The sequence below is a fragment of the Pimelobacter sp. 30-1 genome (assembly GCF_018831735.1).
Classification (GTDB): Bacteria; Actinomycetota; Actinomycetes; order Propionibacteriales; family Nocardioidaceae; genus Nocardioides.
In genome coordinates this window covers 166,139-191,479 of sequence record NZ_NHTS01000016.1, presented here as the reverse complement: position 1 = coordinate 191,479, position 25,341 = coordinate 166,139, and the positions used below count along the sequence as shown (strand labels likewise).

Sequence of the window (25,341 nt, the reverse complement as noted above, 5' to 3'; positions counted from 1 at the left end):
AACCCCCACCCGCACGAATCCTGCAAGGACATCGCTGTGACCGTTCGACCCGTCGTCCTGATCGCCGAAGAGCTGAGCCCCGCGACCGTCGAGGCGCTCGGGCCGGACTTCGAGATCCGCCACTGCAACGGCGCGGACCGGGCCGAGCTGCTCGCGGCCATCGTCGACGTCGACGCGATCCTGGTGCGCTCCGCGACCAAGGTGGACGCCGAGGCGCTCGCGACCGGCCAGCGGCTCAAGGTCGTCGCGCGCGCGGGTGTGGGCCTCGACAACGTCGACGTCAAGGCCGCGACCCAGTCGGGCGTCATGGTCGTCAACGCGCCGACCTCCAACATCATCTCCGCCGCCGAGCTCGCCGTCGCGCTGATGCTCGCCGCCGCCCGCCACGTCTCGCCGGCCCACGCGGCCCTGCGCAACGGTGAGTGGAAGCGTTCGCGCTACACCGGCATCGAGCTGTTCGAGAAGACCGTGGGCATCGTCGGGCTCGGCCGGATCGGCGTCCTCGTCGCCCAGCGGCTCGCGGCGTTCGGCATGAACGTCATCGCCTACGACCCCTACGTCCAGGCGGGGCGCGCGGCCCAGGTCGGCGTCCGCCTCGTCGACCTCGACACCTTGATGGCCGAGGCGGACTTCATGTCCGTGCACCTGCCCAAGACCGCCGAGACGATCGGCCTCATCGACGCCGACGCGCTCGCCAAGGCCAAGCCGTCGCTGGTCCTGGTCAACGCCGCCCGGGGCGGGATCGTCGACGAGGCCGCGCTCTACGACGCCCTCAAGACCGGCCGGATCGCCGCCGCCGGCCTCGACGTCTTCGCCAAGGAGCCGTGCACCGACAGCCCGCTCTTCGAGCTCGAGAACGTCGTCGCCACGCCCCACCTCGGCGCCTCCACCGACGAGGCCCAGGAGAAGGCCGGCATCGCCGTGGCCAAGTCGGTCCGGCTCGCCCTGTCCGGTGAGCTCGTGCCCGACGCGGTCAACGTCCAGGGCGGCGTGATCGCCGAGGACGTGCGCCCCGGCATCCCGCTCACCGAGAAGCTCGGCCAGGTCTTCACCGCCGTCGCCGGCGAGGTCGCCCAGCAGCTCGACGTCGAGGTGCGCGGCGAGATCGCCGACCACGACGTCAAGGTGCTCGAGCTGGCCGCGCTCAAGGGTGTCTTCGGCAGCGTCGTCGAGGACCAGGTCTCCTACGTCAACGCCCCGCTCCTCGCCGCCGAGCGGGGGATCGCGGTCCGCCTGGTCACCGACAGCGACAGCGTCGACCACCGCAACCTGATCACGCTGCGCGGCACCCTCGCCGACGGCAACCAGGTCTCGGTCAGCGGCACGCTCGTCGGCATCGCCCAGCACGAGCGCCTGGTCGAGGTCAACGGCTTCAGCGTCGACATCGAGCTGACCGAGCACCTCGCGTTCTTCACCTACGTCGACCGCCCGGGCATGGTCGGCACCGTCGGCCAGATCCTCGGCGAGGCCCAGGTCAACATCGCCGGCATGCAGGTCTCGCGCGAGACCAAGGGCGGCGAGGCGCTCGTCGCGCTCTCGGTCGACTCCGCCATCCCGGCCGACTCGCTCGCCCAGATCGCCGCCGCCATCGAGGCGACGTCGATCCGGGCCGCCGACCTGGTCTGAGCCCCCCCGGATCAGCGGATCCGGAACCGGACCGACGGGCTCGCGGGCGACGTACCGATCGCGTTGGTGGCGGTGACGACGACCCGGTAGCGGCCCGGCTTCAACCCGCGCAGCACGGTACGACGAGCCGCGGGGCCGACCTGGCGCACGATCGTGCGCTTGCGCCCGGCGACGGTGCCGCGCACCGTCAGCGTGTAGCCGGTGATCGTGGCTCCGCGGTCGGCCGGTACCCGCCAGGTCACCACGGCCGTGCGGTGGCGGACCTTGACCGTGGGCCGGGCGGGGGCCGCGGGCGCGGTGGCCGTCGTGTCGAGGGCGTAGGAAACGGTGAACGCGGCCGGGCTGCGCCAGTCGGCGAGGATCCGGTACGTCGTCCCGCGGGTCACCGGCACCGACCGGACGACGCCACCGCCGGGCGCGGCGGTGCGCGTGCCGAGGCCGGTCTCGTCGAGCAGCCAGGGATAGGCGACGTCCTTCCACGCCAGGACGGTCTGGAGGCCGTCGGGGACGGTGAGCCGCAGCGTCCCGCTCGACGGCGCGGTCCAGCGGTACCAGGCCGAGTGCAGGCCGGTCCGGGAGCCTCCGTAGAGCGGCCACTCGAAGGCCTCGGTGGTCAGCTGCCCCGCGGGGACGGCGACGGAGCCCCGGGTGCCGCCGAGCCGGGCCGGGGTCGCGAAGGAGTCGTTGGCCGGCTGGGCGCCCGGGGTGAATCCGGCCGCGATCGTGGTCCGCTCGGCGGTGACGCCGGGCGGCGCGCCGACCTGGAGCAGGTAGGTCCGGCCGGGCCGGACGTACTGGTTGATCGTGCCGAACTGACCGGTGTCGCCGTCGTGGTAGCTGTCGCACACGAGTGCCTGGGGCGTGCTGGTGGTGGCGTCGAACAGGCGCATCCGGGCGGCCCAGGTGTTGCCGTTGCCGATGGTCAGCCGGCCCGCCTGGGTGGGCACGTAGCGGTACCAGACGGTGCTGTGCAGGCCGGCCTCGCACTCCGCGGAGGGCTCGTCCGGTTCGGTGCTCGCCTGGAGCAGGCCGACCTCGCGGCTGCCGTTGAAGGTGAGGTTCGCCGCCGCGGCGCGGTCGTCGTTGGCCGGTGCCTTGGCGAGCAGGTACATCAGGAAGTTGCCCGAGGCGTTGCCGTAGCCCGCCACCCGCACGTAGTAGGTCGCCCCGCTCGTCATCGCGATCTCGAGCCGGGACCCGGAGACGCCGCGCTCCACGTCGTCGTTGCAGCCCAGGGTGGTGCCGGTGGAGTTCTCGACCGAGACCACCGTGTCGAGCGGACTGCCGACGGTGTCGAGCACGTAGAACCCCGACACCGAGGGGGAGAAGCGGTACCAGACCGAGTGCCCCGACGGGACCCCGCACGGCTGCGCCTCGCCGGCCTCGGTGGTCGCCTCGGTGGTGGTCACCCCATAGCTGTGGCCGTACTGCATGGTCGTCGCGTCGGAGCGGTTGTCGTTGCCGGGTGCCGCGGCCTGGGCCGGGGCCGGGACGGCGAGTGCGACGAGGCCGGCCGGGAGGGCCGTGAGGAGCAGGAGCGCGCGGGCGCGGCGAAGGAGGTCCACGTCCCGATCGTGGGCGCGGGGAGGACCACCCCGCGATGGGGATTCGACGTAATCGCGCTCGCTCAGGCGACGAGCACGGGCGCCGCGCCGCCGGTCGCGGGGGCACCGCCCGCGCCGACCACGGCCCACGCGTCGGCGATCCGGTCGACGGCCTCGACGAGCAGGGGAGTGGCGACGGCGTAGGGGATCCGGACGTAGCGGTCCAGGCCGCCCTCGGGCGCGAACGACGGCCCCGGCGCGAGCAGCACGCCGTGCCGCTCGGCCTCGACCGACAGGGAGGTCGCCGCGGCGACGGGGAGCCGGCACCACAGCGCCATGCCGCCGGCCGGCATCCGGAAGGTCCAGTCGGGAAGCCGCCGGGTGAGCGCGGCCGCCAGGGCGTCGCGCTGCTCGCGCAGCCGCTCGCGCTGGGTGCGCACGACGCTGTCGAGGTCACCCTCGAGCAGCCGGGTCAGCACCAGCTGCTCCAGCACGGGCACGCCGAGGTCGAGCCCGACCCGGGCCCGGGTGAGCCGGTCGACGAGGGCGTGCGGGGCGCGGATCCAGCCCATCCGCAGGCCGCCCCAGACCGACTTGCTCGCGCTGCCGACGCACACCGCGTCGCTTGCGTAGGAGGCGAACGGCGGGTGCCCGGGGGAGTCGTCGAGCGCCAGCAGCTGGTGGGCCTCGTCGACGACCGCGGTCGCGCCGTGGCGCCGCAGCAGCCCGGCGTACGCCGCGCGCTCGTCGTCGTCGAGCACCAGGCCGGTCGGGTTGTGGAAGTCGGGCATCACGTGCACGAGCCGCGGGGCGTGCCGCCCCAGCGCGGCCGCGACCGCGTCGAGGTCCCAGCCGGACGGGTCGAGGGGGATCGCCGCGATCCGGCCCCCGCCGGCCTGGAGCGCGCGGACCGCGTTGGGATAGGTCGGCGACTCGACCAGCACCTTGTCGCGCGGCCCGGCGAGCGCGGCCCCGACGACGGCGGTGGCGGCGAGGGCGCCGGGGGTGACGATGACCTGCTCGGGGGCGGTCGGCAGCCCGCGGGCGTCGTACGTGGCGGCGATGGCGGCCTGGAGGTCGGGCATGCCGGCCGGGAAGTAGCCGTGCCCGCCCAGGTGGGCCGGCAGGTCCGCGGCGGCCTCGGCGTAGACGGCGGCGATCCCCGGCGGCGCGGTGGCCGCGGCGCAGACCAGGTCGATGACGCCGTTGCCGACGTCGCTGGGCCACAGCGCGCGGTCGAGCGCCCGGGTCCGGCCGCCGGGCAGGCGGGTGAACGTGCCCGAGCCCTGGCGGGCCTCGGCGTAGGCGGACTCGCGCAGCACGGCGTACGCCCGGGTCACGGTGGTGCGCGAGACCCCGAGCGCCTCGGTCAGGTCGCGCTCGCTGGGCAGCCGGGTGCCGTAGCCGATCCGCCCGTCGCCGATGAGCTCGCGCAGGGCGTCGGCCAGGCCGGCGTAGGCGGGGGAGCGGTCGAAGCCCTCGACCAGGCTCGCGAGCCGGGACGCGGAGAGGGAAGTGGCCTGCACCATGCAGGCCAGTACATCACGATTGGCTATTTCAAGACAGTCCAATCTGCCGCACGCTGGAGACCATGACCACCGTCCAGCTCGCCGACCTCGGACCGCTCACCCAGCTCCGCGCGGGACGCCTGCCCCGCCGTCTCGTGCAGCTGTACGTCGGCCTGTGGCTCTACGGCGTCAGCCTGGCCCTGATGGTGCTCGGCGACATCGGTCTGGCGCCGTGGGACGTGCTGCACTCCGGCGTGATCCGGCACATCCCGATCACGCTCGGGCAGGCGGTCGTGCTGTTCAGCTTCGTCGTGCTGGTCTTCTGGATCCCGCTGCGTGAGAAGCCCGGCCTGGGCACCATCTCCAACGCGCTCGTCGTGGGCATCTCCGCCGACGTGACGCTGGGGACCTTCGACGCCCCCGAGCCGATGGCAGCCCGGTTCGCGCTCATGGTGGGTGGCATCGTGCTGTGCGGCCTGGCCACCGCGCTCTACATCGGCGCCCAGCTCGGACGCGGGCCGCGCGACGGGCTGATGACCGGCCTCGCGCGTCGTACCGGGCTCTCGATCCGGCTGGTCCGGACCGGCCTGGAGGTCACCGTCGTGGTGCTCGGACTGCTCCTCGGCGGCACCCTCGGTCTGGGCACCGTGGTGTTCGCGCTGACGATCGGACCGATCACCCAGTGGCTGCTGCCCTGGTTCATCGTCGACCTCCCGGGTACCGCGCAGGTCGGTGGGATCCCTGAGCCGGACCCTGAACTTCCGCGCTGACCCTGCATGAACGTCGGGTCGGCTGGATAGGCTCGCTTCCATGACCACCGACGGTTCCCAGGCTGCCGCCCCCGAGCCCACCCCGCTCGCACCCCCCGAGCCCGTCATCACGCTCACCGCGCCCGAGGCTCCGGCCCCGGTCGTGGAGACCCAGGCGCCCAAGATGGCGCCCCAGGTCGAGGCGACGATGGTGCCCGAGCTCGACGCGAAGGTCGACAGCTTCCTGACCTCGCTGACCAACACCAAGGCGGGGAGCCCGGAGTTCGCGGCGCAGGCCGAGAACGTGCGCACGATGGGCTCCGCCGACATCCGCAAGGCGGCCGAGACCTCCAACCGGATGCTCGACAAGCCGGTCAGCGCGCTCAAGCAGGGCGGCATCGCCCAGGGCTCCGACGTCGGCAAGACCCTGCTCGCGCTGCGGCGTACCGTCGAGGACCTCGACCCGGGCCAGGCCACCGGCGTCAAGAAGTGGTGGGACAAGCTGCCCTTCAACGACAAGGTCGAGGACTACTTCCGCAAGTATCAGTCCTCCCAGAGCCAGCTCAACGGCATCCTGCACTCGCTGCGCAGCGGCCAGGACGAGCTGACCCGCGACAACGTCGCCCTCAACCTCGAGAAGACCAACCTCTGGGGCGTGATGGGCCGGCTCAACCAGTACATCTACGTCGCCGAGAAGCTCGACGCCAAGCTCTCGGCCAAGATCGCCGAGCTCGAGCTGAGCGACCCCGAGACGGCCAAGACGCTCTCCCAGGACGTGCTCTTCTACGTCCGCCAGAAGCACCAGGACCTGCTCACCCAGCTCGCGGTCTCGATCCAGGCCTACCTGGCGATCGACATCATCATCAAGAACAACATCGAGCTCATCAAGGGCGTCGACCGGGCCACCACGACGACCATCTCCGCGCTGCGGACCGCGGTCATCGTCGCCCAGGCGCTCAACAACCAGAAGCTCGTGCTCGATCAGATCACCGCGCTCAACACCACGACCTCGGCGATGATCCAGCGCACCTCGGAGATGCTCAAGGAGAACTCCGCGGCGATCCAGGAGCAGGCCGCGTCGTCCACGATCGGCATGGAGCAGCTGCAGGCCGCGTTCGCCAACATCTACGCGACCATGGACTCCATCGACGAGTTCAAGCTCAAGGCGCTCGACAACATGTCCACGACGATCGGCGTCCTCGAGACCGAGGTGCAGAAGTCGAAGGCCTACCTCGAGCGGGTCCAGCAGCACGACGCCCGCAACGCCGCCGGCACCCTCGACATCGGCTGACCTGAGGCATCGGGTGGGGTTGAAGACGTGGTGGCGCCGCAAGGGTCGGGGCGGCGCCCCGGACGAGGCGGCGTACGTGGTGCCGGCGCCGCCGACCGAGCAGGACATCCGGGCTGCGCTCAACCAGGTCTACGCGATGCTGCGTGAGGCCAACGCGCCGCCGGTGGTCGTCTCGCGGGTGGAGCGCATCGCGCGCACCATCAACCAGACGCTGCCGCGGCTGAGCCAGCTCGGCCTCGGCAGCGAGGAGGGGTACTCGGTGGTGGCGACCGCGACCGACTACCTCCCCGAGGCGCTCCAGTCCTACCTGCGGCTGCCGCGCGACTGGGCCGACACCCGGCCCATCGACGGACCCAAGACGGCGCTGCTGATCCTGATCGAGGCGCTCGAGCTGCTCGGCGTGACGATGGACCAGATCCTCGACGCGGCCAACCGCGCCGACGCCCAGGCGCTCATCGCCCACACCCGCTTCCTCGACGCCAAGTTCGGCCACTCCTCCTCGGGCGGCCCCGACCTCACGCTAGGAACCCCATGACCTCCCTCGCCGACGCCCTCGACGCGCTCGTCGCCGCGGCCCGCAAGGCCGGGCTGGACGAGAGCGCCGCGCGCGCCGAGGGCGAGGCCGTCGCGGCCACCGTCTCCGAGCGCTCCCGGGGTGCCTTCGTCGACTGGTGCGCCCAGACCGGACGCGAGCGCTCGGCCGAGGACCACATGCTCGCCGCCAAGCGCGGCAACCGCTTCCGGGCCGGCCCGACGCCCCTCATGGCCGCGCTGCTGCTCGCCAAGTCGGCCGACTCGGCCGACTACGCCGGCGCGCTCGCCGACGTCGCCCTGGCCGGCTCCCAGCTCGGCGAGCCGGGCCCGGACGCCGTCGGCGCGGCCACCACCGTCACCACCGCCCAGCTCGGGGGAGGCGCGTCGCTGACGCCGTCCTCGGCCGCGCCGGGCGCGTTCGACCTGCCGGCCCGGCAACCGGTGCCCGGGCTCGGCGACCAGGTCCTCGACCAGGTACGCCGGGTGGGCGACCAGGTCCGCCGTCAGCTCGGCGCGCTCAACACCGCGGCGCCCACCGGCACGCCGCCGCTCCCGGAGCCGACCGAGCCCGAGCCCGAGCCCGCGGCCGCCGACGGCGTCCAGACCCAGGCGGCGGAGCCGGCCACCCCGCCCGCCGCGGAGGCGAAGCCCGAGGAGCCGGTCAAGTCGGTCGAGGAGCTCCTCGCCGAGCTCGACGCGCTCATCGGCCTGGCCGACGTCAAGGGCGAGATCCACCGCCAGGCCGCCGTCCTGCGCGTCGAGGGCCTGCGCAAGAAGGCCGGCCTGGAGTCGCCGACCATCACCCGCCACCTCGTCTTCAACGGCAACCCCGGCACCGGCAAGACCACGGTCGCGCGCCTGGTCGCCGGCATCTACCGCGCCCTCGGCCTGCTCTCCCAGGGCCAGCTCGTCGAGGTCGACCGCTCCGAGCTGGTCGCCGGCTACCTCGGCCAGACCGCCGCCAAGACCGCCGAGGTGGTCAAGTCCGCCGAGGGCGGCGTGCTCTTCATCGACGAGGCCTACTCGCTCTCCGGCGACCAGTACGGCAAGGAAGCCATCGACACCCTGGTCAAGGAGATGGAGGACAAGCGCGACGACCTCGTCGTCATCGTCGCCGGGTACCCCCTGCCGATGGCCGTCTTCATCTCCGAGAACCCCGGTCTCGAGAGCCGCTTCCGCACCACCATCGACTTCGCCGACTACACCGACGACGAGCTCACCGCGATCTTCTCCTCGATGGTCGGCGCCGCCGACTACGACGCCGGTGAGCCGGTCTGCGAGCGGCTCCGCGAGATCCTCGCCGTCACCCCGCGCGGCCCGTCGTTCGGCAACGCGCGCTTCGTCCGCAACCTCATGGAGGCCGCCATCGGCCACCACGCCTGGCGCCTGCGCGACATCGCCGAGCCCACCCTCGACGAGCTGCGCACCCTCCTGCCCGAGGACCTCGTGGCCGACACCGAGCTCGAACCGCCCGCCGAGGCCCCAGCGGCCGAACCGGTCGACCCGTTCCCCACTCCCGAGGAGGAGTCGTGAGCCAGACCGCCACCCCCCAGGCGGCCCCGCCGCCCCCGCCGCCGGCCCCGGCCGCCGCCGTCGCGGCGCCCGCACCCGCCGCGGTCGCGCAGGCCGCGCCGTCGTACGTGGACACGCCGGCGCTGCTCAACCGCTGGCAGCTCATCGGGATGAGCGTCGCCATTGTCTTCGGGTTGGTCAGCGCGCTCGTGCAGTTCGTGGGCTGGCAGTCCGACGGACGGGCGGCGGACGACACGGCCCAGCTCGTCCGGATCCAGAAGATCCAGGCCTCGCTGCTCAACGCCGACGCGCTGTCCACCAACGCCTTCCTGGTCGGCGGCCTCGAGAACACCACCCAGCGTGCGCAGTACGACGCCTCGATCAACGAGGCGCTCAAGGGCATCGCCGCGGCCGCCGAGGCGCAGCCGGCCGACCAGAAGCTCCTGGCCGAGCTCAACCAGATGGTCAACGACTACGTCGCCAACATCGCCCAGGCCCGGGCCAACAACCGGCAGGGCTTCCCGGTCGGCGCCGCCTACCAGAACCTCGCGAGCGCCCAGCTCCGCGCCGACGCGGTCCCGCGGCTCGAGGCGCTGGTCGACGAGAACAACAAGCGGGCCGAGGACGCGATGGGCGGCCAGCACCCGTTCTGGCTGCTCGGCCTCGGCATCCTCGCGCTGGTCGGGCTGTGGTGGCTCAACCGCGAGCTCGCCCAGACCTTCCGGCGCCGGATCAACAAGGGCGTGGCCGTCGCCGCCGCCATCGTCGCCGGGGTCAGCGTGGTGACCATCGCGGGCGCCTGGATCCGGGACAGCTCCAACGACTCCCTGCGCGACGGGGCCTTCGCCGACGCGGTCTCGGCCGCGACCGCGCGGACCGCCGCCAACGACGCCAAGGCCAACGAGAGCCTGCGCCTGATCAAGCGCGGCTCCGGTGCCGACAACGAGACGGCATGGGCGGAGAAGGCCCAGGTGGTCGACAAGAACGCGCCCGACAAGCTGCTCGGTGACTGGAACACCTACACCGGCCGGCACGCCGAGATCGTCAAGCTCGACACCGACAACAACTGGGAGGGCGCGGTCCGGCTCGCGACCACCGCCGACGACAAGACCGGCAGCACCGCGCCGTTCGAGGCGTTCGACAAGGCGCTCGAGGGCGCGATCAAGGAGGACAGCGACAAGGCGGTCGGCGACCTGCGCAGCGGTCGTTGGCTCGCGCTCGTGCTGAGCGGGCTCACCGTGCTGCTCGGCGTCGGGGCGGCGGTCAGCGTCGCCCGAGGTATCGGCGTACGACGGAGGGAGTTCTCATGAGCCGCGTCCCCACCACGATCCGCGGCGTCGTCGTCGCGACGCTCGCCGCGCTGGCCCTCGGCGCGTGCTCCTACTCCACCACCAGCCTGCCGCCGGCGAAGCCGCCCACGGACACGTCGAGCCCCGCCGCGGCCGCGTCCTGCACGACCACGGCGGCCGACCTGCGCTCCTACGACCCGAGCCGGGCCGGCGGCACGGCCGTCAACCGGATCAAGAAGGCGGGCGTCCTCAGGGTCGGCGTCTCGGCCGACACCTGGCTGCTCGGTGCGCGCAACGCCTCGACCAACAAGATCGAGGGCTTCGACATCGACATCGCCCAGCGGATCGCCGACGAGCTCGGCGTCAAGATCCAGCTCCGGGTGATCAACGCCGGCCAGCGGATCAAGCTGCTGGACGACCGCGAGCTCGACATCGTCGTGCGCAACATGACGATCAACTGCACCCGGTGGAAGGACATCGCCTTCTCGGCGGAGTACTACCACGCCGGCCAGAAGGTGCTGCTGCGCTCCGACCTCGCCGCGAAGTACACCGGCCCCCAGGACCTCGCCGAGGTCAAGGTCTGCGCGCCGGCCGGCACCACCAGCATCGACAACATCCGCGAGATCCAGCCCGAGGCCGTCGCCGAGCCCGCCGACACCCACACCGGTTGCCTGGTGAAGTTCCAGCAGGGCGGCGTCGACGCCATCACCGGCGACGACACCGTGCTGGCCGGCCTGGTGGCCCAGGACAAGATCTACGCCGCCGTTCCCCAGCAGGAGGCGCTGACCGACGAGCCCTACGGCGTCGGGGCCAACCAGGACGACGTCGACCTGGTCGCCTTCATCAACGCCGTGCTCCAGCAGATGCGCTCCGACGGCACCTGGCAGAAGTCCTACGACAAGTGGCTGCGGCCCGCGCTCAAGGTCGACCCCGCTCCGTTCCAGCCTGCCTACGGCCGACGGTGACCGTGGACCAAGCCACCATGCCCACCACCGCACCCACCGCCCCCGGCAAGCTCGGGGACGCGCTGGACCCTGCGGCGATCCAGACCTACCTCGGCGCGCTCGACACCTGGCTCCGGGTACGCCGCTCCGAGCTCGACGAGCTCGACCAGGCCGCACTGGCGGTGGGTCGCGGGGGAGAGCTGGCCGGGGACATGTCGCTGGCGCTGGCGCTGTGGAAGGCGATCGCCGACCGCCACCAGCTGGTCTTCGCGACCTGGGACGGCGGCCGAGTGCTCCAGCAGGAGCGGGAGCGGATCTCGGCGCTGATCTGGGGTCGGCTCGACGGGGCCACCGAGCTGCCGGGCGGGCTGGCGGTCTCGCTGCCCGAGGCGGGGCGGTTGTGCGACGCGCTGACCGGTCAGCTGCGCAGCCGGCTCTCGCTGGTGCCGGGTGCCGATGCCCAGTCGGCGCGGATCCGCGAGCTGCGGGCCCAGCTGGAGCGGATCCGGGACCAGGTCGGGCTGGAGCCGGCGATCAGCCGGGACGGCGCGATCCAGCGGCTGGCCGAGCTGATGTCGCGGCTCGAGGGGATCACGGCCAAGGCCGAGCGCGGTGGTGACGTGGGCGGGATGCTCGGGCCGCTGGAGACCGAGGCGACGACCTTCGAGCGCGACCTCATCGTCGGCAACGCCCGGCGCCGCGACGCGCGCGACCAGGTGATCTCGGCGCGCGAGCTGCGGGCCGACCTCGAGGCCCGCGAGGCGGCGCTGCAGAAGCTCGCCGAGACCTGCGTGGCGACGGTCGACCCGGCGCCGCGCTACGCGGTGCCCGACGTCGGTGCGCTCGGTCCGGTGCCGGTCACCCCCGACGCGATCGGGCCCTACCTGCAGCGTCTCGACCGGGTCTCCCAGGCGCTCGAGATCGCCCAGCACGCCTATGCGGCGGCGCTCGACGAGCACGCCCAGCTCGTCGGCCTGCTCGATGCCTACGTCGCCAAGGCCCGCGCCGCGGGTCTGGCCGACCACCCCGACCTCGCCGCGAGCGAGCAGGCCGCCCGGTCGGTCCTGCAGCGCTCGCCCGCACCGATGAGCGTGGCCCAGCAGCTCGTCACGACGTACCAGACCTGGCTGGTGTCCCAGACATGAGAGCCGCACGCGACCTCGCGGCCCGAGCGCGCACCTCGCCGCGCCGGCCCCGCTCGACAGACGCCCGGTCTGCCTTCGCAAGTCCGTCTTGCGATGCACGCCCTCGGACCACGATCTCACCCACGGCTCTCATGCCCGGGCCACTGACCAAGGAGAGCACCCCATGAGCGCAGGCGCCTGCACCCAGCCCGGCTGCACGGGCAGCATCGTCGACGGCTACTGCGACGTGTGCGGCATGCCCGGCACCGGCGGTACGTCGACCCCCGCCGCCACGGCGAGCGCCCCCGCGAGCCCGCCGGTCAGCACCCCCGGCAGCACCCTGACCGGCGCGACGGTCAGCACCTCCCCGCGCGCGGTCCCTGCTCCCAACGGCAGCCCGTGCCAGCAGCCCGGCTGCACCGGCAAGATCCTCGATGGCTACTGCGACGTCTGCGGCACCCCGGCCGTGCCGGGGGCCCGGGTCGCCGAGGCGGCCGCGATCGCCGAGTCCCAGCCGCTCTCGGGTCGCGAGGGCACCTCGGCGACGGCGGCGAGCCGGGTCCAGTCCGCGGCGATCGGCTCCAAGCGCGCCGGCGCCAGCGGTACGTCGTCGACCCGGCGCACCCGCACCGGCTCCCAGCGGATGCGCTCCGCGCGCCTCGGCGCCGGCCTCACCGTCGTCCCGCCCGCGCCGCCGGTCGACGCGGCCCGCGCGATCATGGCCGACCCGCAGGTGCCCGAGGACAAGCGCAGCTGCGCCAAGTGCGGCAACGCGGTCGGCCGCGGCATCGACGGGACGCCCGGGCGCAGCGAGGGCTTCTGCCCCAACTGCGGCCAGCCGTTCTCGTTCACCCCCAAGCTCCAGCCGGGCGACCTGGTCGCCGGTCAGTACGAGGTCGCCGGCGCGCTCGCCCACGGCGGTCTCGGCTGGATCTACCTCGGCCGCGACCGCAACGTCTCCAACCGCTGGGTCGTGCTCAAGGGCCTGCTCAACTCCGGCGACCCCGACGCGCTCGCCGCGGCCATCGCCGAGCAGCAGTTCCTCGCCCAGGTCGAGCACCCGCTCATCGTCGAGATCTACAACTTCGTCACCCACGAGGGTGCCGGCTACATCGTCATGGAGTACGTCGGCGGCAAGTCGATCAAGCAGATCCTCAAGGAGCGGATGTCGGCCAACGGCGGCCAGTACGACGCCCTGCCGGTCGACCAGGCGCTCGCCTACATCCTCGAGCTGCTGCCGGCGTTCCAGTACCTGCACGACCTCGGCCTGGTCTACTGCGACTTCAAGCCCGACAACATGATCCAGGTCGGCGACGCGATGAAGCTCATCGACCTCGGCGGCGTCCGGCGCATCGACGACGAGGAGTCGGCGATCTACGGCACGGTCGGCTACCAGGCGCCCGAGGTCGCCGAGGTCGGCCCGTCGGTCGCCTCGGACATCTACACGATCGGCCGCACGCTGGTCGTGCTGTGCATGGAGTTCCGCGGCTACCAGGGCACCTACCTGCACAGCCTGCCGCCGGTCGACAGCACGCCGCTGTTCCAGCAGAACGACTCGCTCTACCAGCTCATCGCCAAGTGCTGCGCGCCCGACCCGGCCGACCGGTTCGCCTCGGTCGACGAGATGCGCACCCAGGTGCTCGGCGTCCTGCGCGAGGTGGTCGCCCGCCGCCGCCAGGGCACGGCGAGCACGTCGGCCGCCTCGGTGCTCTTCGAGTCGCCCGCCACGGCCCGGCCGATCACCGGCTGGAGCCAGCTGCCCGCGCTGCGCGAGGACACCACCGACGCCCAGTACAGCTGGCTGAGCACCATCGGCGACGACGACCCCAAGCGGCGCCTGGCCGACCTGGAGTCCGCGCCCGAGGACTCCGCCGAGGTCTGGCTGGCCCGGGCCCGCGCGGCGCTCGACCTCGGGGACCCGGTGCTCGCCAAGGGCCACGCCCAGCGGCTGCTCACCGACGACCCGTGGGAGTGGCGGGCGCTGTGGGTCGAGGGCCTCGCCGCCGTCCAGGCCGAGGACTGGGAGACCGCCAAGGCCTCGTTCAACGCCGTCTACCAGCAGGTCCCCGGTGAGCTGGCGCCCAAGCTGGCGCTGGCGTTCGCCTGCGAGCGCGGTGGCCTGCCCGAGGTCGCCGAGGGGCTCTACCAGGTGTGCGCGTCGACCGACGCGGCGTACGTGCCGCCGGCCGCCTTCGGGATGGCCCGGGTCCGCGCGGCCCGCCAGGACACCGTCGGTGCCGTCGCGGCGCTCGACCTGGTCCCGACCACGAGCCGCGGCTACACCGAGAGCCGCCAGCTGCGGGCCGAGGTGCTGCTCTCCGGCGGTGCGCACGACATCACCGTGCTCGACCAGGCGATGCGCACGATCGAGGCCTCCAGCGTCGACCAGCAGACCCGCCAGCAGTTCACGGTGCGGATCCTCACCGAGGCGCTGCCCGTGGTCAGCCAGGCCGCCAACGCCGTCCCCGCCGGTACCAAGATCGGCGCGGTCACCGCGACCGAGGCGGGCGTGCGCGACGGGCTCGAGAACGCCCTGCGCCTGCTCGCCCGCGACGCCGTCGACCTCAAGGAGCGGGTGAACCTGGTCAACCAGGCCAACGCCGTCCGGAACTGGAGCCTCACGTGACCTGTCCCTCCTGCGGTGCGGCGCTCGCGCCCGGCGCGCGGTTCTGCGAGGGCTGCGGTGCCCCGGTCGGTACGGCGGACGCCGCGCCCGCCCCGGTCGCCCCGGCCTCCGCCGACCACCCGCTCGGCGACGCGCCGATCAGCGCGCCGACCCGCAAGCCGGCGGGCACGCTGCCCGACCCGCCGGCGCCCGCGGGCCGGCGGCCCTGCACCGAGTGCGGGGGAGAGGTCGGTCCCGACCTCTACTGCGTGGAGTGCGGCACCAAGGCGCCCAGCGAGCGCGACCACTTCGAGGAGCAGCCGGCGCCGTGGGTGGCCGGCGTGTGCGACAAGGCGATCCGCAAGAACCGCAACGAGGACGCGATGGCGCTCCTGGCCGGTGCCGAGCCCGGCTCGCGCGCGGTGCTCATCGTGATGGACGGCGTCTCGAACTCCATCGACTCCGACGTCGCCTCCCTGGCCGGCGCCCGCGCGGCGCGCGAGGTGCTGCGGGTGCCGCTGCCTGCGGGCATGGGGACGCCGGAGAGCCGCGACGCTGCCGTGCGCAAGGTGATGGCGGCGGCCGCGGCGGCCGCCAACACCGCGATCGTGGCGGTCACCGACCCCGACTCGCCCAACCCCGCGTCGGCGACGTTCACCGCCGCCGTGCTCGAGGGGCGCCGGATCACCTGGGCCAACGTCGGCGACTCCCGCTGCTACTGGGTGCCCGACGCCGGTACGGCGGTCCAGCTGACCACCGACGACTCGCTGGCCCAGGCCCAGATCGCCGAGGGCATCGCCCGCGAGGTCGCCGAGTCCGGGCCCCAGGCGCACGCGATCACCAAGTGGCTCGGGCGCGACTCCGAGGACTTCGTGCCCTCCGTCGGCACCCTCGACGTCGCCGAGCCCGGCTGGCTGCTCGCCTGCTCCGACGGACTGTGGAACTACGCGTCCACGCCCGAGGAGATGCACACCCAGGTGCGCGCCGCCGCCACGGCGGACCCGCTCGCCCTCGCGGGGGCGCTCGTCGCCTTCGCCAACGCCGCCGGCGGCCACGACAACATCACCGCCGCCGTCGCCCGGGTCGATCTCGGGCAGAATGACCAGACCCCGACGCCCGCACCGGCGGGCACCTCAGGAGGAGAGCCGAGCGATGGCTGAGTTCAGCGCCGCCGTCTACCAGAACGAGTTCCTGCCCGACGGCGGGACCGACGTCAACGCGATCGTCACGATCACCTGCCAGGGGGCCGGCACCGCCGGCCAGTCCGGCGCGGGCAGCGCGGGCGAGATCATCATCGTCGACACCTCGGGCTCGATGGGCCCCTCGACGATGGCCGCCGCCAAGGAGGCCGCGCAGGCCGCGCTGGCCGAGATCGTCGACGGCACCTACTTCGCCGTCATCGCCGGCGCCGACCGCGCCATGCTGGCCTACCCCCAGGTCTCCAGCGGCCCGGGCATGGTCCGGATGGACGCCCGTACCCGCCAGGACGCCGCCGCCGCGATCGGCCGCTTCGTCGGCAGCGGCGGCACGGCGATCAGCACCTGGCTCGACCTGGCCGGCCAGCTCTTCGGCTCCGTCGCCGAGGTCACCCAGCGCCACGTCCTGCTGCTCACCGACGGCGAGAACCGCGAGCGCCCCGGCCGGCTCGACGACGCGATCAACCGCGCGACCGGCTACTTCCAGGCCGACTGCCGTGGCGCCGGCACCGACTGGCAGGTCGCCGAGATCCGCCGGATCGCCCAGGCCCTGCTCGGCACCGTCGACATCATCCCGCGCCCGGCGGAGATGAAGGCGCAGTTCGAGGAGATCATGCGCAACGCCATGTCCCGCGGGGTCGCCGACGCCTCGCTGCGGGTGTGGACGCCCCAGGGCGCCGAGGTGCTCTTCGTGCGCCAGGTCTCGCCGACCGTCGAGGACCTCAGCAACCGCCGGACGCCGGTCAACCCGCTCACCGGCGACTACCCGACGGGTGCCTGGGCCGACGAGTCCCGCGACTACCACGTCGCGATCCGGGTCCCGGCCAAGGCGATCGGCCAGGAGCAGCTCGCCGCCCGGGTCCAGCTCGCGCTCGGCAGCGACGTCGTCACCCAGGCGCTGGTCAAGGCGACCTGGTCGGGCAACTCCGAGCTCACCACCCGGATCGACCAGCAGGTCGCCCACTACACCGGGCAGGCCGAGCTCGCCCAGATGATCCAGGAGGGGCTCGCGGCCAAGGCCGCCGGCGACGAGGCGACCGCGACCACCAAGCTCGGCCGCGCCGTCCAGCTCGCCGCCGAGACCGGCAACGACGAGGCGACGTCCAAGCTCCGCAAGGTCGTCGACGTCGACAGCGAGGAGACCGGCACCGTCCGGCTCAAGCGCGCGGTCGACAAGGCCGACGAGATGGCCCTCGACACCGCCTCCACCAAGACCACGAGGATCCGCAAGGAGCCCACCTCATGAGTACCTGCCCGTCCGGGCACGAATCGGCCGCCGACGACTACTGCGACGTCTGCGGTCTGCCGATCCCGGCCGGCGGCGGTGCTCCGGCACCAGCCGCCGACCCGGCCGCGGACGCCGCTGCCTCGGCCGCTCCGGCCGCTCCGGCGGCCCCTGCCGAGCCGACCACCACCGCGTGCCCGAACTGCCAGGCCGCGAACCCGCCGAGCGCGCTGTTCTGCGAGGCCTGCGGCTACGACTTCACGACCGGCTCGATGCCGCGGCCGATCACCCCGCTCGCCCCGCCCTCGCCGCTCGACCTCGACGCGCCCTCGGCGCCGTCCGCGCCCTACGTGCCGGACGCCCCGCCGGCGCCGCCGGTCTCGGTCGCGCCGCCGCTGGCCGAGGCCTGGGTGGCCGAGGTGTGGATCGACCCCGACTGGTACGCCGACCAGGAGTCCACCGACCCGCTGCCCTCCGCGGGCGTGCCGACCGTCGTACCGCTGCGGTCGACGTCGATCCTGGTCGGGCGCACCTCCCGCAGCCGCGGGATCCACCCCGACATCGACCTCGGCTCCGACAACGGCATCAGCCGGCGCCACTGCCAGCTGACCACCGACGGCAGCCGCTGGTGGGTCGAGGACCTGGGCTCCTCCAACGGGACCTACCTCGGCTCGGCCGTCGGCCCGCTGCCCAAGGACCCGGTGCCGGCGGGGGAGAAGCGCGAGATCGCCCCGGACGCCCGGGTCTACCTCGGGGCGTGGACCCGGCTGGTGGTCCGGCGGGCCCAGCCGGGCGAGGTCTGATCCTGTCCGACCCCACCCGGCTCGTCGCCTGGCGCGACGAGATGACCGCGGTCCACGCGCGCCTGCGCGCCGCGCTCGCCGTCACCCGCACGGCGCTCGCCGAGGGCGCCGCCGTACCCGAGCCGGAGCGCGAGCTGCTGCTCTACTGCCACGGCTTCTGCGTGGCCCTCGACGGCCACCACGGCGCCGAGGACGACGCCCTGTTCCCGGCGCTCGTGTCCCGCCGGCCCGAGCTCGCACCGGCCGTTGCCAAACTGCGCCAGGACCACAGCATGCTCGGCCACCTGCTCCACGCGCTGCGTGCGGCCACCGAGCGGGCCGAGGAGCCTGCCGCGCTCGCCGCGCACCTCGACGGGATCGAGGCGATCATGGAGTCGCACTTCCGCTACGAGGAGCGGGTGCTGCTCGACGTCCTGGCCCGGATCGAGCTGCCGCTCAGCGTGCCCGAGGCGTTCGGGCCGCTCTGAGCCGGTCGGGCCGGCGAGGGCCGGACGCGCTGGGTCAGCGGCGGGTGGCGATGAGCGCCGAGGCGTCCGCGGCGACCATCACCTCGACGGTGGTGAACCGCTCGTCGGTCAGCCACTCCTCGCGCAGCGTGTCGACCCGGCCGCCGGTGATCGGCGGCCACATCTCGCACGGCACGAAGTCGTCGAGCACCACGATGCCGCCCGGCTCGACCAGGTCGGCGATCTTGTCGACGCCGACCGCCGAGGGGTCACCGGAGTCGAGGAAGAGCAGCGAGAACGGGCCCTTGTCCATCAGCGTCGACCAGTCCGCGGCGAGGACGTCGACCTGGGCGTCGTCCTCGAAGATCTCGGCCGCGGCCGCGGCGAGCTTGGGGTTGAGCTCGGCGGTGAGGATGCGCGCCTTGTCGTTGCGCACGCCCGAGCGCAGCCACGCCGTACCGACGCCGCAGCCGGTGCCGAACTCGGCCATCGTGCCCTCACGGGTCGCCGCGAGCGCGGCCAGCAGGCGGCCGGTCTCGTTGCGGCAGAACGACACGTAGCCGGCGCGCCGGGACACGTCGAACGCGCGGTTGACGACGTCGGGAAGCTCGGGAGGCGCGCTCATAGATCGAGTCTTACATCCGGTGTCTCAGATGCTGACGGTGGGTCTCGGCCCCTGGACGGCCGGTCCGGCCCTCCGCCATGCGAGACGGTGCTGGCCTCCGCGTCTCACCTGTCGTAGGATCTGTCCACCATGCGGAGCGCTCTTCTCGTAATCGTGCGCCGCGGCGAGGCCTGAGAGAGGCCACCTCGCCGCGGTGAACGCGGCGTTCCCTTGTATCGGCGCCCAGGCCGCTCGTCCAACTCGACAGTCCTGGCGCTTTCTCCGCAGAGCACCGCGACGGGCCCACCGGCCGGCATACCGCGTGATCCGCACCCCCGTCGCAGTCGACATCGTGAGACCCACGAGCTGACACCCACCCGTCGCGGTGGGAGGAGCCCAGGACGGCAATACCCGCTCCCCTCCACCCGCGCAGCTCCTCCTCACGAAAGACAACCAGCGATGTTCACGACCACCGACCGCCGGACCAACCCGACCGGCTACGCCTCGCACACCGACGCCAGCAGCACCGAGTGGGGCCCGGCCAAGCACAACCCGGAGCACCCCTTCCACCGCGAGCTCGACGAGGTCGCCGTGGCGGTTGACCTGCGAGACGGTGACGCCGCGCGCCCCGACGACAACTAACCTCGCCGTCATGACCGACACGTCCTCTGCCTCCTTCACGCCCGCGACCGGCCAGGTCGACCTCGCCGTCATCCCTGGTGACGGCATCGGTCCCGAGGTCACCGCCGAGGCGCTCAAGGTGCTCGAGGTGGCGGCGCCGGCCGAGCTGAAGTTCTCCCGCACCCAGTACGACCTCGGTGCCGAGAACTACCTCAAGACCGGCGAGGTCCTGCCCGACGCGGTGCTCGCCGAGATCAAGGGCCAGGACGCGATCCTCCTCGGCGCCGTCGGCGGCAAGCCCAACGACCCGAACCTGCCCCCGGGCATCCTCGAGCGCGGCCTGCTGCTCAAGCTCCGCTTCGAGCTCGACCACTACGTCAACCTGCGTCCCTCGCGCCTGTTCCCGGGCTCGGTCGCGCCGCTGTCCGACGCGGTGCTGGGCAAGGGCGAGATCGACTTCGTGGTCGTCCGCGAGGGCACCGAGGGCCCCTACACCGGCAACGGCGGCGCCCTGCGCGTCGGTACGCCGGCCGAGGTCGCCACCGAGGTCTCGGTCAACACCGCCTACGGCGTCGAGCGCGTCGTGCGCGACGCCTTCGAGCGCGCCCGCAAGCGCCCCCGCAAGAAGCTCACCCTCGTCCACAAGACCAACGTGCTCGTGCACGCCGGTCAGGTCTGGTGGCGGCTGTTCGAGAAGGTCGCGGCGGAGTACCCCGACGTGACCACCGACTACTGCCACATCGACGCGGTGATGATCTTCCTCGCCACCGACCCCCAGCGCTTCGACGTCATCGTCACCGACAACCTGTTCGGCGACATCGTCACCGACCTCGCCGCCGCGATCACCGGCGGCATCGGCCTGGCCGCGTCGGGCAACGTCAACCCCGACCGCACCGCGCCGTCGATGTTCGAGCCCGTGCACGGCTCGGCCCCCGACATCGCGGGCCAGCTCATCGCCGACCCGACCGCGGCGATCCTGTCCGGCGCGCTCCTGCTCGACCACCTCGGCCACCCCGAGGCGGCCGCCCGGATCGAGACGGCGGTCCTCGCCGACCTCGAGGCGCGCACGCCCGGCCAGCAGCGTCGTACGCCCGAGGTGGGCGACGCGATCGCGGCACGAGTAGCGGGCTGACCCGCGTTCGGAGTGCTCCCCTCCGGAACGCGGGCAGAATGCCCCCTGCCGACCCGCGTTAACGAGGACTAACCTGATGACCATGCAGATCACCACCACGCTCTCTGCGAACCCCACCGACGACACCCGGCTGGCGGAGATCCTGGCCAACCCCGGCTTCGGCTCGCACTTCTCCGACCACATGTTCACCGTCGAGTGGACCCCGGAGCAGGGCTGGTACGACGCGCGGATCACGCCCTACGGCCCGATCACGCTCGACCCCGCGGCCGCCGTCCTGCACTACGCGCAGGAGACCTTCGAGGGCATGAAGGCCTACCGCCACGACGACGACTCGCTGTGGCTGTTCCGCCCCGAGGCCAACGCCGAGCGGATGATCCGCTCCAGCCACCGCCTCGCGCTGCCCGTCCTGGAGGTCCCCGACTTCCTCCAGGCCGTCGAGGAGCTCGTCAAGGCCGACGCCCGCTGGGTGCCCGGCAACCCCGACGGCGGCGAGAAGAGCCTCTACCTGCGCCCGTTCATGTTCGCCTCCGAGAAGTTCCTCGGGGTGCGCCCGGCCCAGCACGTCACCTTCATGGTGATCGCGAGCCCGGCAGGCGCCTACTTCAAGGGCGGCGTCAAGCCGGTCACGCTGTGGCTCACCGAGGAGTACACCCGCGCCGGCCGCGGCGGCATGGGCGCGGCCAAGACCGGCGGCAACTACGCCTCGTCGCTGGTCGCCCAGCAGGAGGCCTACGCCGCCGGGTGCGACCAGGTCGTCTTCCTCGACGCCCAGGAGGGCACCTACGTCGAGGAGCTCGGCGGGATGAACATGTACTTCGTGTTCGACGACGGCTCGATCGTCACCCCCGAGACCGGAACGATCCTCGAGGGCATCACCCGCTCCTCGATCATCGAGCTGGCCGGCAAGATGGGCCACCACGTCACCGAGCGCCAGTTCGGCATCGACGAGTGGCGCGAGGGCGTGGCCAGCGGCCGGATCACCGAGATCTTCGCCTGCGGCACGGCCGCGGTCGTGACCCCGGTCGGCGCGCTCAAGTGGGCCGGCGGCGAGACCGCCGCGCCCGCCAGCCAGGACCTGACCATGCGGATCCGGCAGGCGCTCGTCGACGTCCAGCTCGGCCGGGCCGACGACACCTTCGGCTGGATGCGCAAGATCGACTGAGCACGCCCGCCTCGTAGGGTCGCGTCATGGACTCCTACCTGGACGCGCGGATCGCCAAGCTCGAGGAGCACGTCAACTGGCTCTACGCGCAGGCCGGGCACCCGCCGCCGTACACCGCGCCGAGCGCGGGCGCGGCCGGGCACGCGGTGCCCGGCCCGCTGCGGCCCTCCGAGGAGGTGCTGGCCTTCATCCGCGCCGACCGGGTCGTGCACGCGGTCAAGCAGTACCGGCGCGAGACCGGAGACGGGCTGCGCGAGGCCAACCGGGCGGTCGAGAGCTTCGTGGCCGAGTACCGCGCCGGGCGGCTGCGCTGAGGCTCAGCCGCGGGGCACCGCCGTCCTGATCGCCGCGGCGACCTCGGCCGCGTGGGTGAGCACCAGGCCGTGGTCGGCGCAGGTGACCACCACGTCGGCGGCGCCGGGGAACCACGCCCGCACCCGGCGGCGCACGGCCGCCCACCAGGGACCGCTGCCGTCGGCACCGACGTGGAGCACCGGGCAGCGGACCCGGGCCGCGTCGGCGTCCTCGAAGGACCAGGCCAACAGGGCTGGGAGGTCGGCGTCGAGGAAGCTCGCGGCGTCGCGGCGCATCTGGTCGCGCGCGCCGGGCACCTGCGCGTCGAGCGCGGCCCACCACGCCGGCGTCCCGAGCATCGCCCAGAAGGCGTCGATCGCCGCCGTCACCCCGGACTCCCGGCGTACGGCGAGCAGCCCGGCCACGGTCGCGACGAACTCCTCGCGCACCTCCGGCGCCAGTGTCGGCGGCGGCTCGACCAGCACCAGCCCGGCGACCCGGTCCGGGTGGTCGGCGGCGAGCTGGAGGGCGACCGCGCCGGAGTAGGAGTAGCCGAGGACGTGCGCCCGCTCGTGCCCTCGCTCGTCGAGCAGCGCCAGGCAGTCGGCGACGTCGGCCGCGATCCGGTGGGGGAGCGCGACGGGGCCGCTGCCGGCGTACCCGCGCCGGTGCGGGACCAGCCGCTCGCACCCGTCGAGGACCGGCTGGCGGGCGAGGGGGAGGAGCTCGTCGGCGGTGAGCCCGCTCTGGACGAGGAGCAGCGGCGGCGCCCCCGCACCCAGGCGGTGCACCTCGAGGGCCGAGCCCATGGTCCATGGTGGCACGCATACTGGCCCCATGGCGCACCCGATCATGTTCTCCGACGACGACCCGGGCCTCGCCGGGCTCCGTGCGATCTGCCTGGCCTTCCCGGGCGCCGAGGAGCGGGTGAGCCACGGCCGGCCGACCTTCCGCGCAGGCAAGATCTTCGCGGCCTTCGGCGGCAGCGAGAAGATCCGGCCCGGGGAGCACCGGATGGTGCCCAGCGCCTTCATCTTCACCCCCGACGCGGTCGACCTGCCGGCCCTCGACGAGGACGAGCGCTTCTTCGTGCCCGCCTACTACGGTCCCTACGGCGGGCGGGCGATCGACCTCGCCGCCCCGGACGTCGACTGGACCGAGATCGCCGAGCTCGCCGATGCGTCGTACCGCCGCGTGGCACCGAAGCGCCTCATCGCTGAGCTCGACGCCCGCAGGTAATCTCGGGCCGTGACGACCCGACCGGACAGCAGCGCGCCCACCCAGGTGGGCGCCTACACGCTGCTGACCAAGCTCGGCGAGGGCGGCATGGGCATCGTCCACCTCGCCCAGGGTCCCGACGGGCGCCGGGTCGCGCTCAAGGTGCTGCGCCACCAGGTCGTCGGGGACGACGAGGCGCGCGGCCGGCTCGCCCGTGAGGTCAGCTCGCTGACCCGGGTCCGCAGCCCCTGGATCGCCGAGATGCTCGCCGCCGACCCCTGGGCCGACGTGCCCTACGTGGTCACCCGCTACGTGCCCGGGCTCTCGCTGCACGACCACGTCGCCCGCGAGGGGCCGGTCTCCGGCAGCGACCTGTACTGGCTCGCCGGGTGCCTGGCCGAGGGACTCGCCGCGGTGCACACCGTCGGCGTCCTGCACCGCGACGTCAAGCCCGGCAACGTGCTGATGGAGGGCCGTACGCCGATCCTCATCGACTTCGGGCTGGCCCGGGTCGCCGACGACGTCCGGCTCACCCAGACCGGGTGGCTGCTGGGGACGCCGGGCTACCTCGCCCCCGAGATCCTGTACGGCGACGAGGCCACCCCCGCCGCCGACGTCCACGCCTGGGCGGCGACGGTCGCCTACGCCGCGAGCGGTCGCGCGCCCTACGGCCGCGGGCCGGCCATGGCCGTCATGGACCGCACCCGCCGCGGCGAGCACGACCTGTCCGGCATCGAGCGCCCCCTCGCCGACGTCCTCGGCGCCGCGCTCCACCCGGACCCGCTCGCGCGGCCTCTCCTCGAGGAGCTCCTCGCCTGGCTCCGGCCGCTGAGCACCCGGCCCGAGCTGCCCCGGGTGGCGCCGCCGGGCGGGCTGTTCGCGCCGCCGACCGCGGCCGTGCCCGAGGTCCCGGCCGAGCCTGAGCCGGCGCCGGAGCCCGACGACTTCACGCTGCCTCTCGCGCTCGCCGCGCAGGCCCAGTCCGCCTCCTCGTCCCCCGGGGAGGGGTTGGGGCCGGTCAGCGCCGCCGCGCCGACCCCGGTCCTCACCCCGCCGACGGTGCCGGGCCCGGCGTACCCGCCGCCGGCCCCGGTCGCTGCGCCGGTCGCCGCGCCGGTGGTGGCGCCGGCCGTGGCGCCCCCCGACGCGGTGACCCGGATGGAGCGGGAGTTCGACCAGACCTGGGGCGTCGTCGACCCCGACGACCCCCTCGCGCTGCCCCCGCCCCCGGTCCCGCTCGGCGAGCGGATCCGCCGCTGGTGCGCCATCGGCGCCGGCGCCCTCGCCCTCGGCGCCGGCTTCGCCGCCGCGCCCTGGGTCGCGCTCGCGCTCGTGGTTCTCACCGTGTGGCTGCTCCGCGCGGGCTCGCTCGCCGCCTCGGCGGTCGCCCAGCGTCGTACCGTCCGCGGGATCAAGTGGTACGACGGCCTGCGCTGGGCCTTCTCCAGCCCCTGGCACGGCCTGCGCGCGGTGACCGGCACCGTCGTCCTCGTCTCCTGGAGCGCCGGACTCGGCCTCGCCGCCGGCCTCCTCGGCTACGCCATCGCCCTCGACGTCCCCTCGACCCTCCTCGCCGCCGGCGCGACCCTCGGCGTCGCCCTCTGGTCGGGCCCCGGCGGGAGCCGGTTCCGCTCACCGGTCGCCCGGGCCCTCTTCCCGCTGTGCCGGCGACCGCTGCCCTGGGTCCTGACCTGCGCGGTGCTGCTCGGGATCGCCGCGCTGCTCGCCGCCCTGGTCGCCGGCAACGGCGTCGCCTGGGTGCCCTGGACCAACGGCCCGTTCGGACTTTAGAGGCTCACCGCGCGCAGGGCGCCTGCTGCGCGACGCGGGGCACGCACGCCGGCCGCGTTGCCGTCCCTCGACAGGCCTCCGGCCTGCCTTCGCTCCGGCGCCTTGCCGGCGCACGCGCCCCGC

The 25,341-nt window shown here is 73.5% G+C and carries 23 protein-coding genes; 19 read left to right on the top strand and 4 right to left on the bottom strand.

All coding sequences use genetic code 11. The annotated features are described in order from the left end of the window. Window positions 1–36: 36 nt before the first annotated feature. Window positions 37–1,626 (top strand): phosphoglycerate dehydrogenase, encoded by a 1,590-nt coding sequence (gene serA, locus CCO04_RS27285; RefSeq protein WP_257751905.1) that lies wholly within the window; start codon window positions 37–39, stop codon window positions 1,624–1,626. Window positions 1,627–1,637: 11 nt separating this feature from the next. Here the strand turns inward: serA and CCO04_RS30030 are convergent, their stop codons facing one another. Both CCO04_RS30030 and CCO04_RS27275 read right to left on the bottom strand, forming a co-directional pair. Then, window positions 1,638–3,191, bottom strand: coding sequence for a fibronectin type III domain-containing protein (locus CCO04_RS30030; protein ID WP_215817328.1), 1,554 nt, complete (start codon window positions 3,189–3,191; stop codon window positions 1,638–1,640). Between the two features lie 62 nt (window positions 3,192–3,253). After that, window positions 3,254–4,699: a PLP-dependent aminotransferase family protein gene (locus tag CCO04_RS27275; protein WP_215817327.1), complete on the bottom strand. Its 1,446-nt coding sequence runs from the start codon at window positions 4,697–4,699 to the stop codon at window positions 3,254–3,256. Window positions 4,700–4,761: 62 nt separating this feature from the next. On the opposite strand from CCO04_RS27275, the gene CCO04_RS27270 reads away from it, so the two are divergent. The 12 genes from CCO04_RS27270 (at window position 4,762) to CCO04_RS27215 (ending at window position 18,417) form a co-directional block, all read left to right on the top strand. Then, the gene (locus tag CCO04_RS27270; RefSeq protein WP_215817326.1) at window positions 4,762–5,448 is read left to right on the top strand and encodes a YitT family protein; all 687 of its coding nucleotides are present in this window, start codon (window positions 4,762–4,764) and stop codon (window positions 5,446–5,448) included. 40 nt (window positions 5,449–5,488) lie between these two features. After that, window positions 5,489–6,718, top strand: coding sequence for a toxic anion resistance protein (locus tag CCO04_RS27265; protein ID WP_215817325.1), 1,230 nt, complete (start codon window positions 5,489–5,491; stop codon window positions 6,716–6,718). Window positions 6,719–6,731: 13 nt separating this feature from the next. Then, window positions 6,732–7,253, top strand: a complete 522-nt coding sequence (locus CCO04_RS27260) for a hypothetical protein (protein ID WP_215817324.1) — start codon at window positions 6,732–6,734, stop codon at window positions 7,251–7,253. Further along, complete coding sequence (locus tag CCO04_RS27255; protein ID WP_215817323.1) at window positions 7,250–8,785, top strand: AAA family ATPase; 1,536 nt, start codon at window positions 7,250–7,252, stop codon at window positions 8,783–8,785. The genes CCO04_RS27260 and CCO04_RS27255 overlap by 4 nt, the downstream gene beginning before the upstream one ends. Continuing rightward, complete coding sequence (locus CCO04_RS27250) at window positions 8,782–10,074, top strand: hypothetical protein (RefSeq protein WP_215817322.1); 1,293 nt, start codon at window positions 8,782–8,784, stop codon at window positions 10,072–10,074. Before CCO04_RS27255 ends, CCO04_RS27250 begins: the two co-directional genes overlap by 4 nt. Continuing rightward, the gene (locus CCO04_RS27245) at window positions 10,071–11,018 is read left to right on the top strand and encodes a glutamate ABC transporter substrate-binding protein (RefSeq protein WP_215817321.1); all 948 of its coding nucleotides are present in this window, start codon (window positions 10,071–10,073) and stop codon (window positions 11,016–11,018) included. The genes CCO04_RS27250 and CCO04_RS27245 overlap by 4 nt, the downstream gene beginning before the upstream one ends. 17 nt (window positions 11,019–11,035) lie before the next feature. Continuing rightward, a complete protein-coding gene (locus CCO04_RS27240; protein WP_215817320.1) occupies window positions 11,036–12,142 on the top strand; it encodes a hypothetical protein in 1,107 nt (368 codons plus the stop codon). 163 nt (window positions 12,143–12,305) lie between these two features. Further along, the gene (locus tag CCO04_RS27235; protein WP_215817319.1) at window positions 12,306–14,747 is read left to right on the top strand and encodes a serine/threonine-protein kinase; all 2,442 of its coding nucleotides are present in this window, start codon (window positions 12,306–12,308) and stop codon (window positions 14,745–14,747) included. Next, on the top strand, window positions 14,744–15,886 hold the full coding sequence (locus CCO04_RS27230) for a protein phosphatase 2C domain-containing protein (RefSeq protein ID WP_308281575.1): 1,143 nt from the start codon (window positions 14,744–14,746) through the stop codon (window positions 15,884–15,886). The genes CCO04_RS27235 and CCO04_RS27230 overlap by 4 nt, the downstream gene beginning before the upstream one ends. Further along, window positions 15,879–17,168 (top strand): VWA domain-containing protein, encoded by a 1,290-nt coding sequence (locus CCO04_RS27225; protein ID WP_215817318.1) that lies wholly within the window; start codon window positions 15,879–15,881, stop codon window positions 17,166–17,168. Before CCO04_RS27230 ends, CCO04_RS27225 begins: the two co-directional genes overlap by 8 nt. Continuing rightward, window positions 17,165–17,950 (top strand): FHA domain-containing protein, encoded by a 786-nt coding sequence (locus CCO04_RS27220; protein ID WP_215817317.1) that lies wholly within the window; start codon window positions 17,165–17,167, stop codon window positions 17,948–17,950. The genes CCO04_RS27225 and CCO04_RS27220 overlap by 4 nt, the downstream gene beginning before the upstream one ends. Before the next feature lie 41 nt (window positions 17,951–17,991). Then, window positions 17,992–18,417: a hemerythrin domain-containing protein gene (locus tag CCO04_RS27215; protein ID WP_252373958.1), complete on the top strand. Its 426-nt coding sequence runs from the start codon at window positions 17,992–17,994 to the stop codon at window positions 18,415–18,417. Between the two features lie 34 nt (window positions 18,418–18,451). On the opposite strand, the gene CCO04_RS27210 is transcribed toward CCO04_RS27215, so the two are convergent. Next, window positions 18,452–19,021, bottom strand: a complete 570-nt coding sequence (locus tag CCO04_RS27210) for an O-methyltransferase (RefSeq protein WP_215817316.1) — start codon at window positions 19,019–19,021, stop codon at window positions 18,452–18,454. A 438-nt stretch (window positions 19,022–19,459) separates the two neighbouring features. On the opposite strand from CCO04_RS27210, the gene CCO04_RS27205 reads away from it, so the two are divergent. The 4 genes from CCO04_RS27205 (at window position 19,460) to CCO04_RS27190 (ending at window position 22,229) form a co-directional block, all read left to right on the top strand. Next, entirely contained in the window at window positions 19,460–19,642 is a 183-nt protein-coding gene (locus CCO04_RS27205) for a hypothetical protein (protein ID WP_215817315.1), read from the top strand. A gap of 10 nt (window positions 19,643–19,652) precedes the next feature. Further along, window positions 19,653–20,753 (top strand): 3-isopropylmalate dehydrogenase, encoded by a 1,101-nt coding sequence (locus tag CCO04_RS27200; RefSeq protein WP_215817314.1) that lies wholly within the window; start codon window positions 19,653–19,655, stop codon window positions 20,751–20,753. Between the two features lie 82 nt (window positions 20,754–20,835). Next, window positions 20,836–21,915 carry a branched-chain amino acid aminotransferase gene (locus CCO04_RS27195; RefSeq protein ID WP_215817363.1) on the top strand — a complete coding sequence of 360 codons (1,080 nt, stop codon included), beginning with the start codon at window positions 20,836–20,838 and terminating at the stop codon, window positions 21,913–21,915. A gap of 26 nt (window positions 21,916–21,941) precedes the next feature. Then, window positions 21,942–22,229, top strand: a complete 288-nt coding sequence (locus CCO04_RS27190; protein ID WP_215817313.1) for a hypothetical protein — start codon at window positions 21,942–21,944, stop codon at window positions 22,227–22,229. A gap of 3 nt (window positions 22,230–22,232) precedes the next feature. Here the strand turns inward: CCO04_RS27190 and CCO04_RS27185 are convergent, their stop codons facing one another. Further along, on the bottom strand, window positions 22,233–23,018 hold the full coding sequence (locus CCO04_RS27185; RefSeq protein ID WP_215817312.1) for an alpha/beta fold hydrolase: 786 nt from the start codon (window positions 23,016–23,018) through the stop codon (window positions 22,233–22,235). Window positions 23,019–23,046: 28 nt separating this feature from the next. Here CCO04_RS27185 and CCO04_RS27180 point away from each other — a divergent pair, with 28 nt between their 5' ends. Both CCO04_RS27180 and CCO04_RS27175 read left to right on the top strand, forming a co-directional pair. Next, window positions 23,047–23,448, top strand: a complete 402-nt coding sequence (locus tag CCO04_RS27180) for an MmcQ/YjbR family DNA-binding protein (protein ID WP_215817311.1) — start codon at window positions 23,047–23,049, stop codon at window positions 23,446–23,448. Between the two features lie 9 nt (window positions 23,449–23,457). Beyond that, entirely contained in the window at window positions 23,458–25,218 is a 1,761-nt protein-coding gene (locus CCO04_RS27175) for a serine/threonine-protein kinase (RefSeq protein ID WP_215817310.1), read from the top strand. The last annotated feature ends 123 nt before the right edge of the window (window positions 25,219–25,341 follow it).

Bases quoted from the DNA above. Each gene is read 5' to 3' on its own strand.
- CCO04_RS27200 (WP_215817314.1), top strand. From the start codon at position 19,653: ATGACCGACACGTCCTCTGCCTCCTTCACGCCCGCGACCGGCCAGGTC.
- CCO04_RS27210 (WP_215817316.1), bottom strand. From the start codon at position 19,021: ATGAGCGCGCCTCCCGAGCTTCCCGACGTCGTCAACCGCGCGTTCGAC.
- CCO04_RS27220 (WP_215817317.1), top strand. From the start codon at position 17,165: ATGAGTACCTGCCCGTCCGGGCACGAATCGGCCGCCGACGACTACTGC.
- CCO04_RS27245 (WP_215817321.1), top strand. From the start codon at position 10,071: ATGAGCCGCGTCCCCACCACGATCCGCGGCGTCGTCGTCGCGACGCTC.
- CCO04_RS27185 (WP_215817312.1), bottom strand. From the start codon at position 23,018: ATGGGCTCGGCCCTCGAGGTGCACCGCCTGGGTGCGGGGGCGCCGCCG.
- CCO04_RS27195 (WP_215817363.1), top strand. From the start codon at position 20,836: ATGCAGATCACCACCACGCTCTCTGCGAACCCCACCGACGACACCCGG.
- CCO04_RS27255 (WP_215817323.1), top strand. From the start codon at position 7,250: ATGACCTCCCTCGCCGACGCCCTCGACGCGCTCGTCGCCGCGGCCCGC.
- CCO04_RS27225 (WP_215817318.1), top strand. From the start codon at position 15,879: ATGGCTGAGTTCAGCGCCGCCGTCTACCAGAACGAGTTCCTGCCCGAC.
- CCO04_RS27240 (WP_215817320.1), top strand. From the start codon at position 11,036: ATGCCCACCACCGCACCCACCGCCCCCGGCAAGCTCGGGGACGCGCTG.
- CCO04_RS27215 (WP_252373958.1), top strand. From the start codon at position 17,992: ATGACCGCGGTCCACGCGCGCCTGCGCGCCGCGCTCGCCGTCACCCGC.
- CCO04_RS27205 (WP_215817315.1), top strand. From the start codon at position 19,460: ATGTTCACGACCACCGACCGCCGGACCAACCCGACCGGCTACGCCTCG.
- CCO04_RS27275 (WP_215817327.1), bottom strand. From the start codon at position 4,699: ATGGTGCAGGCCACTTCCCTCTCCGCGTCCCGGCTCGCGAGCCTGGTC.
- CCO04_RS27235 (WP_215817319.1), top strand. From the start codon at position 12,306: ATGAGCGCAGGCGCCTGCACCCAGCCCGGCTGCACGGGCAGCATCGTC.
- CCO04_RS27180 (WP_215817311.1), top strand. From the start codon at position 23,047: ATGGCGCACCCGATCATGTTCTCCGACGACGACCCGGGCCTCGCCGGG.
- CCO04_RS27270 (WP_215817326.1), top strand. From the start codon at position 4,762: ATGACCACCGTCCAGCTCGCCGACCTCGGACCGCTCACCCAGCTCCGC.
- CCO04_RS27265 (WP_215817325.1), top strand. From the start codon at position 5,489: ATGACCACCGACGGTTCCCAGGCTGCCGCCCCCGAGCCCACCCCGCTC.
- CCO04_RS27190 (WP_215817313.1), top strand. From the start codon at position 21,942: ATGGACTCCTACCTGGACGCGCGGATCGCCAAGCTCGAGGAGCACGTC.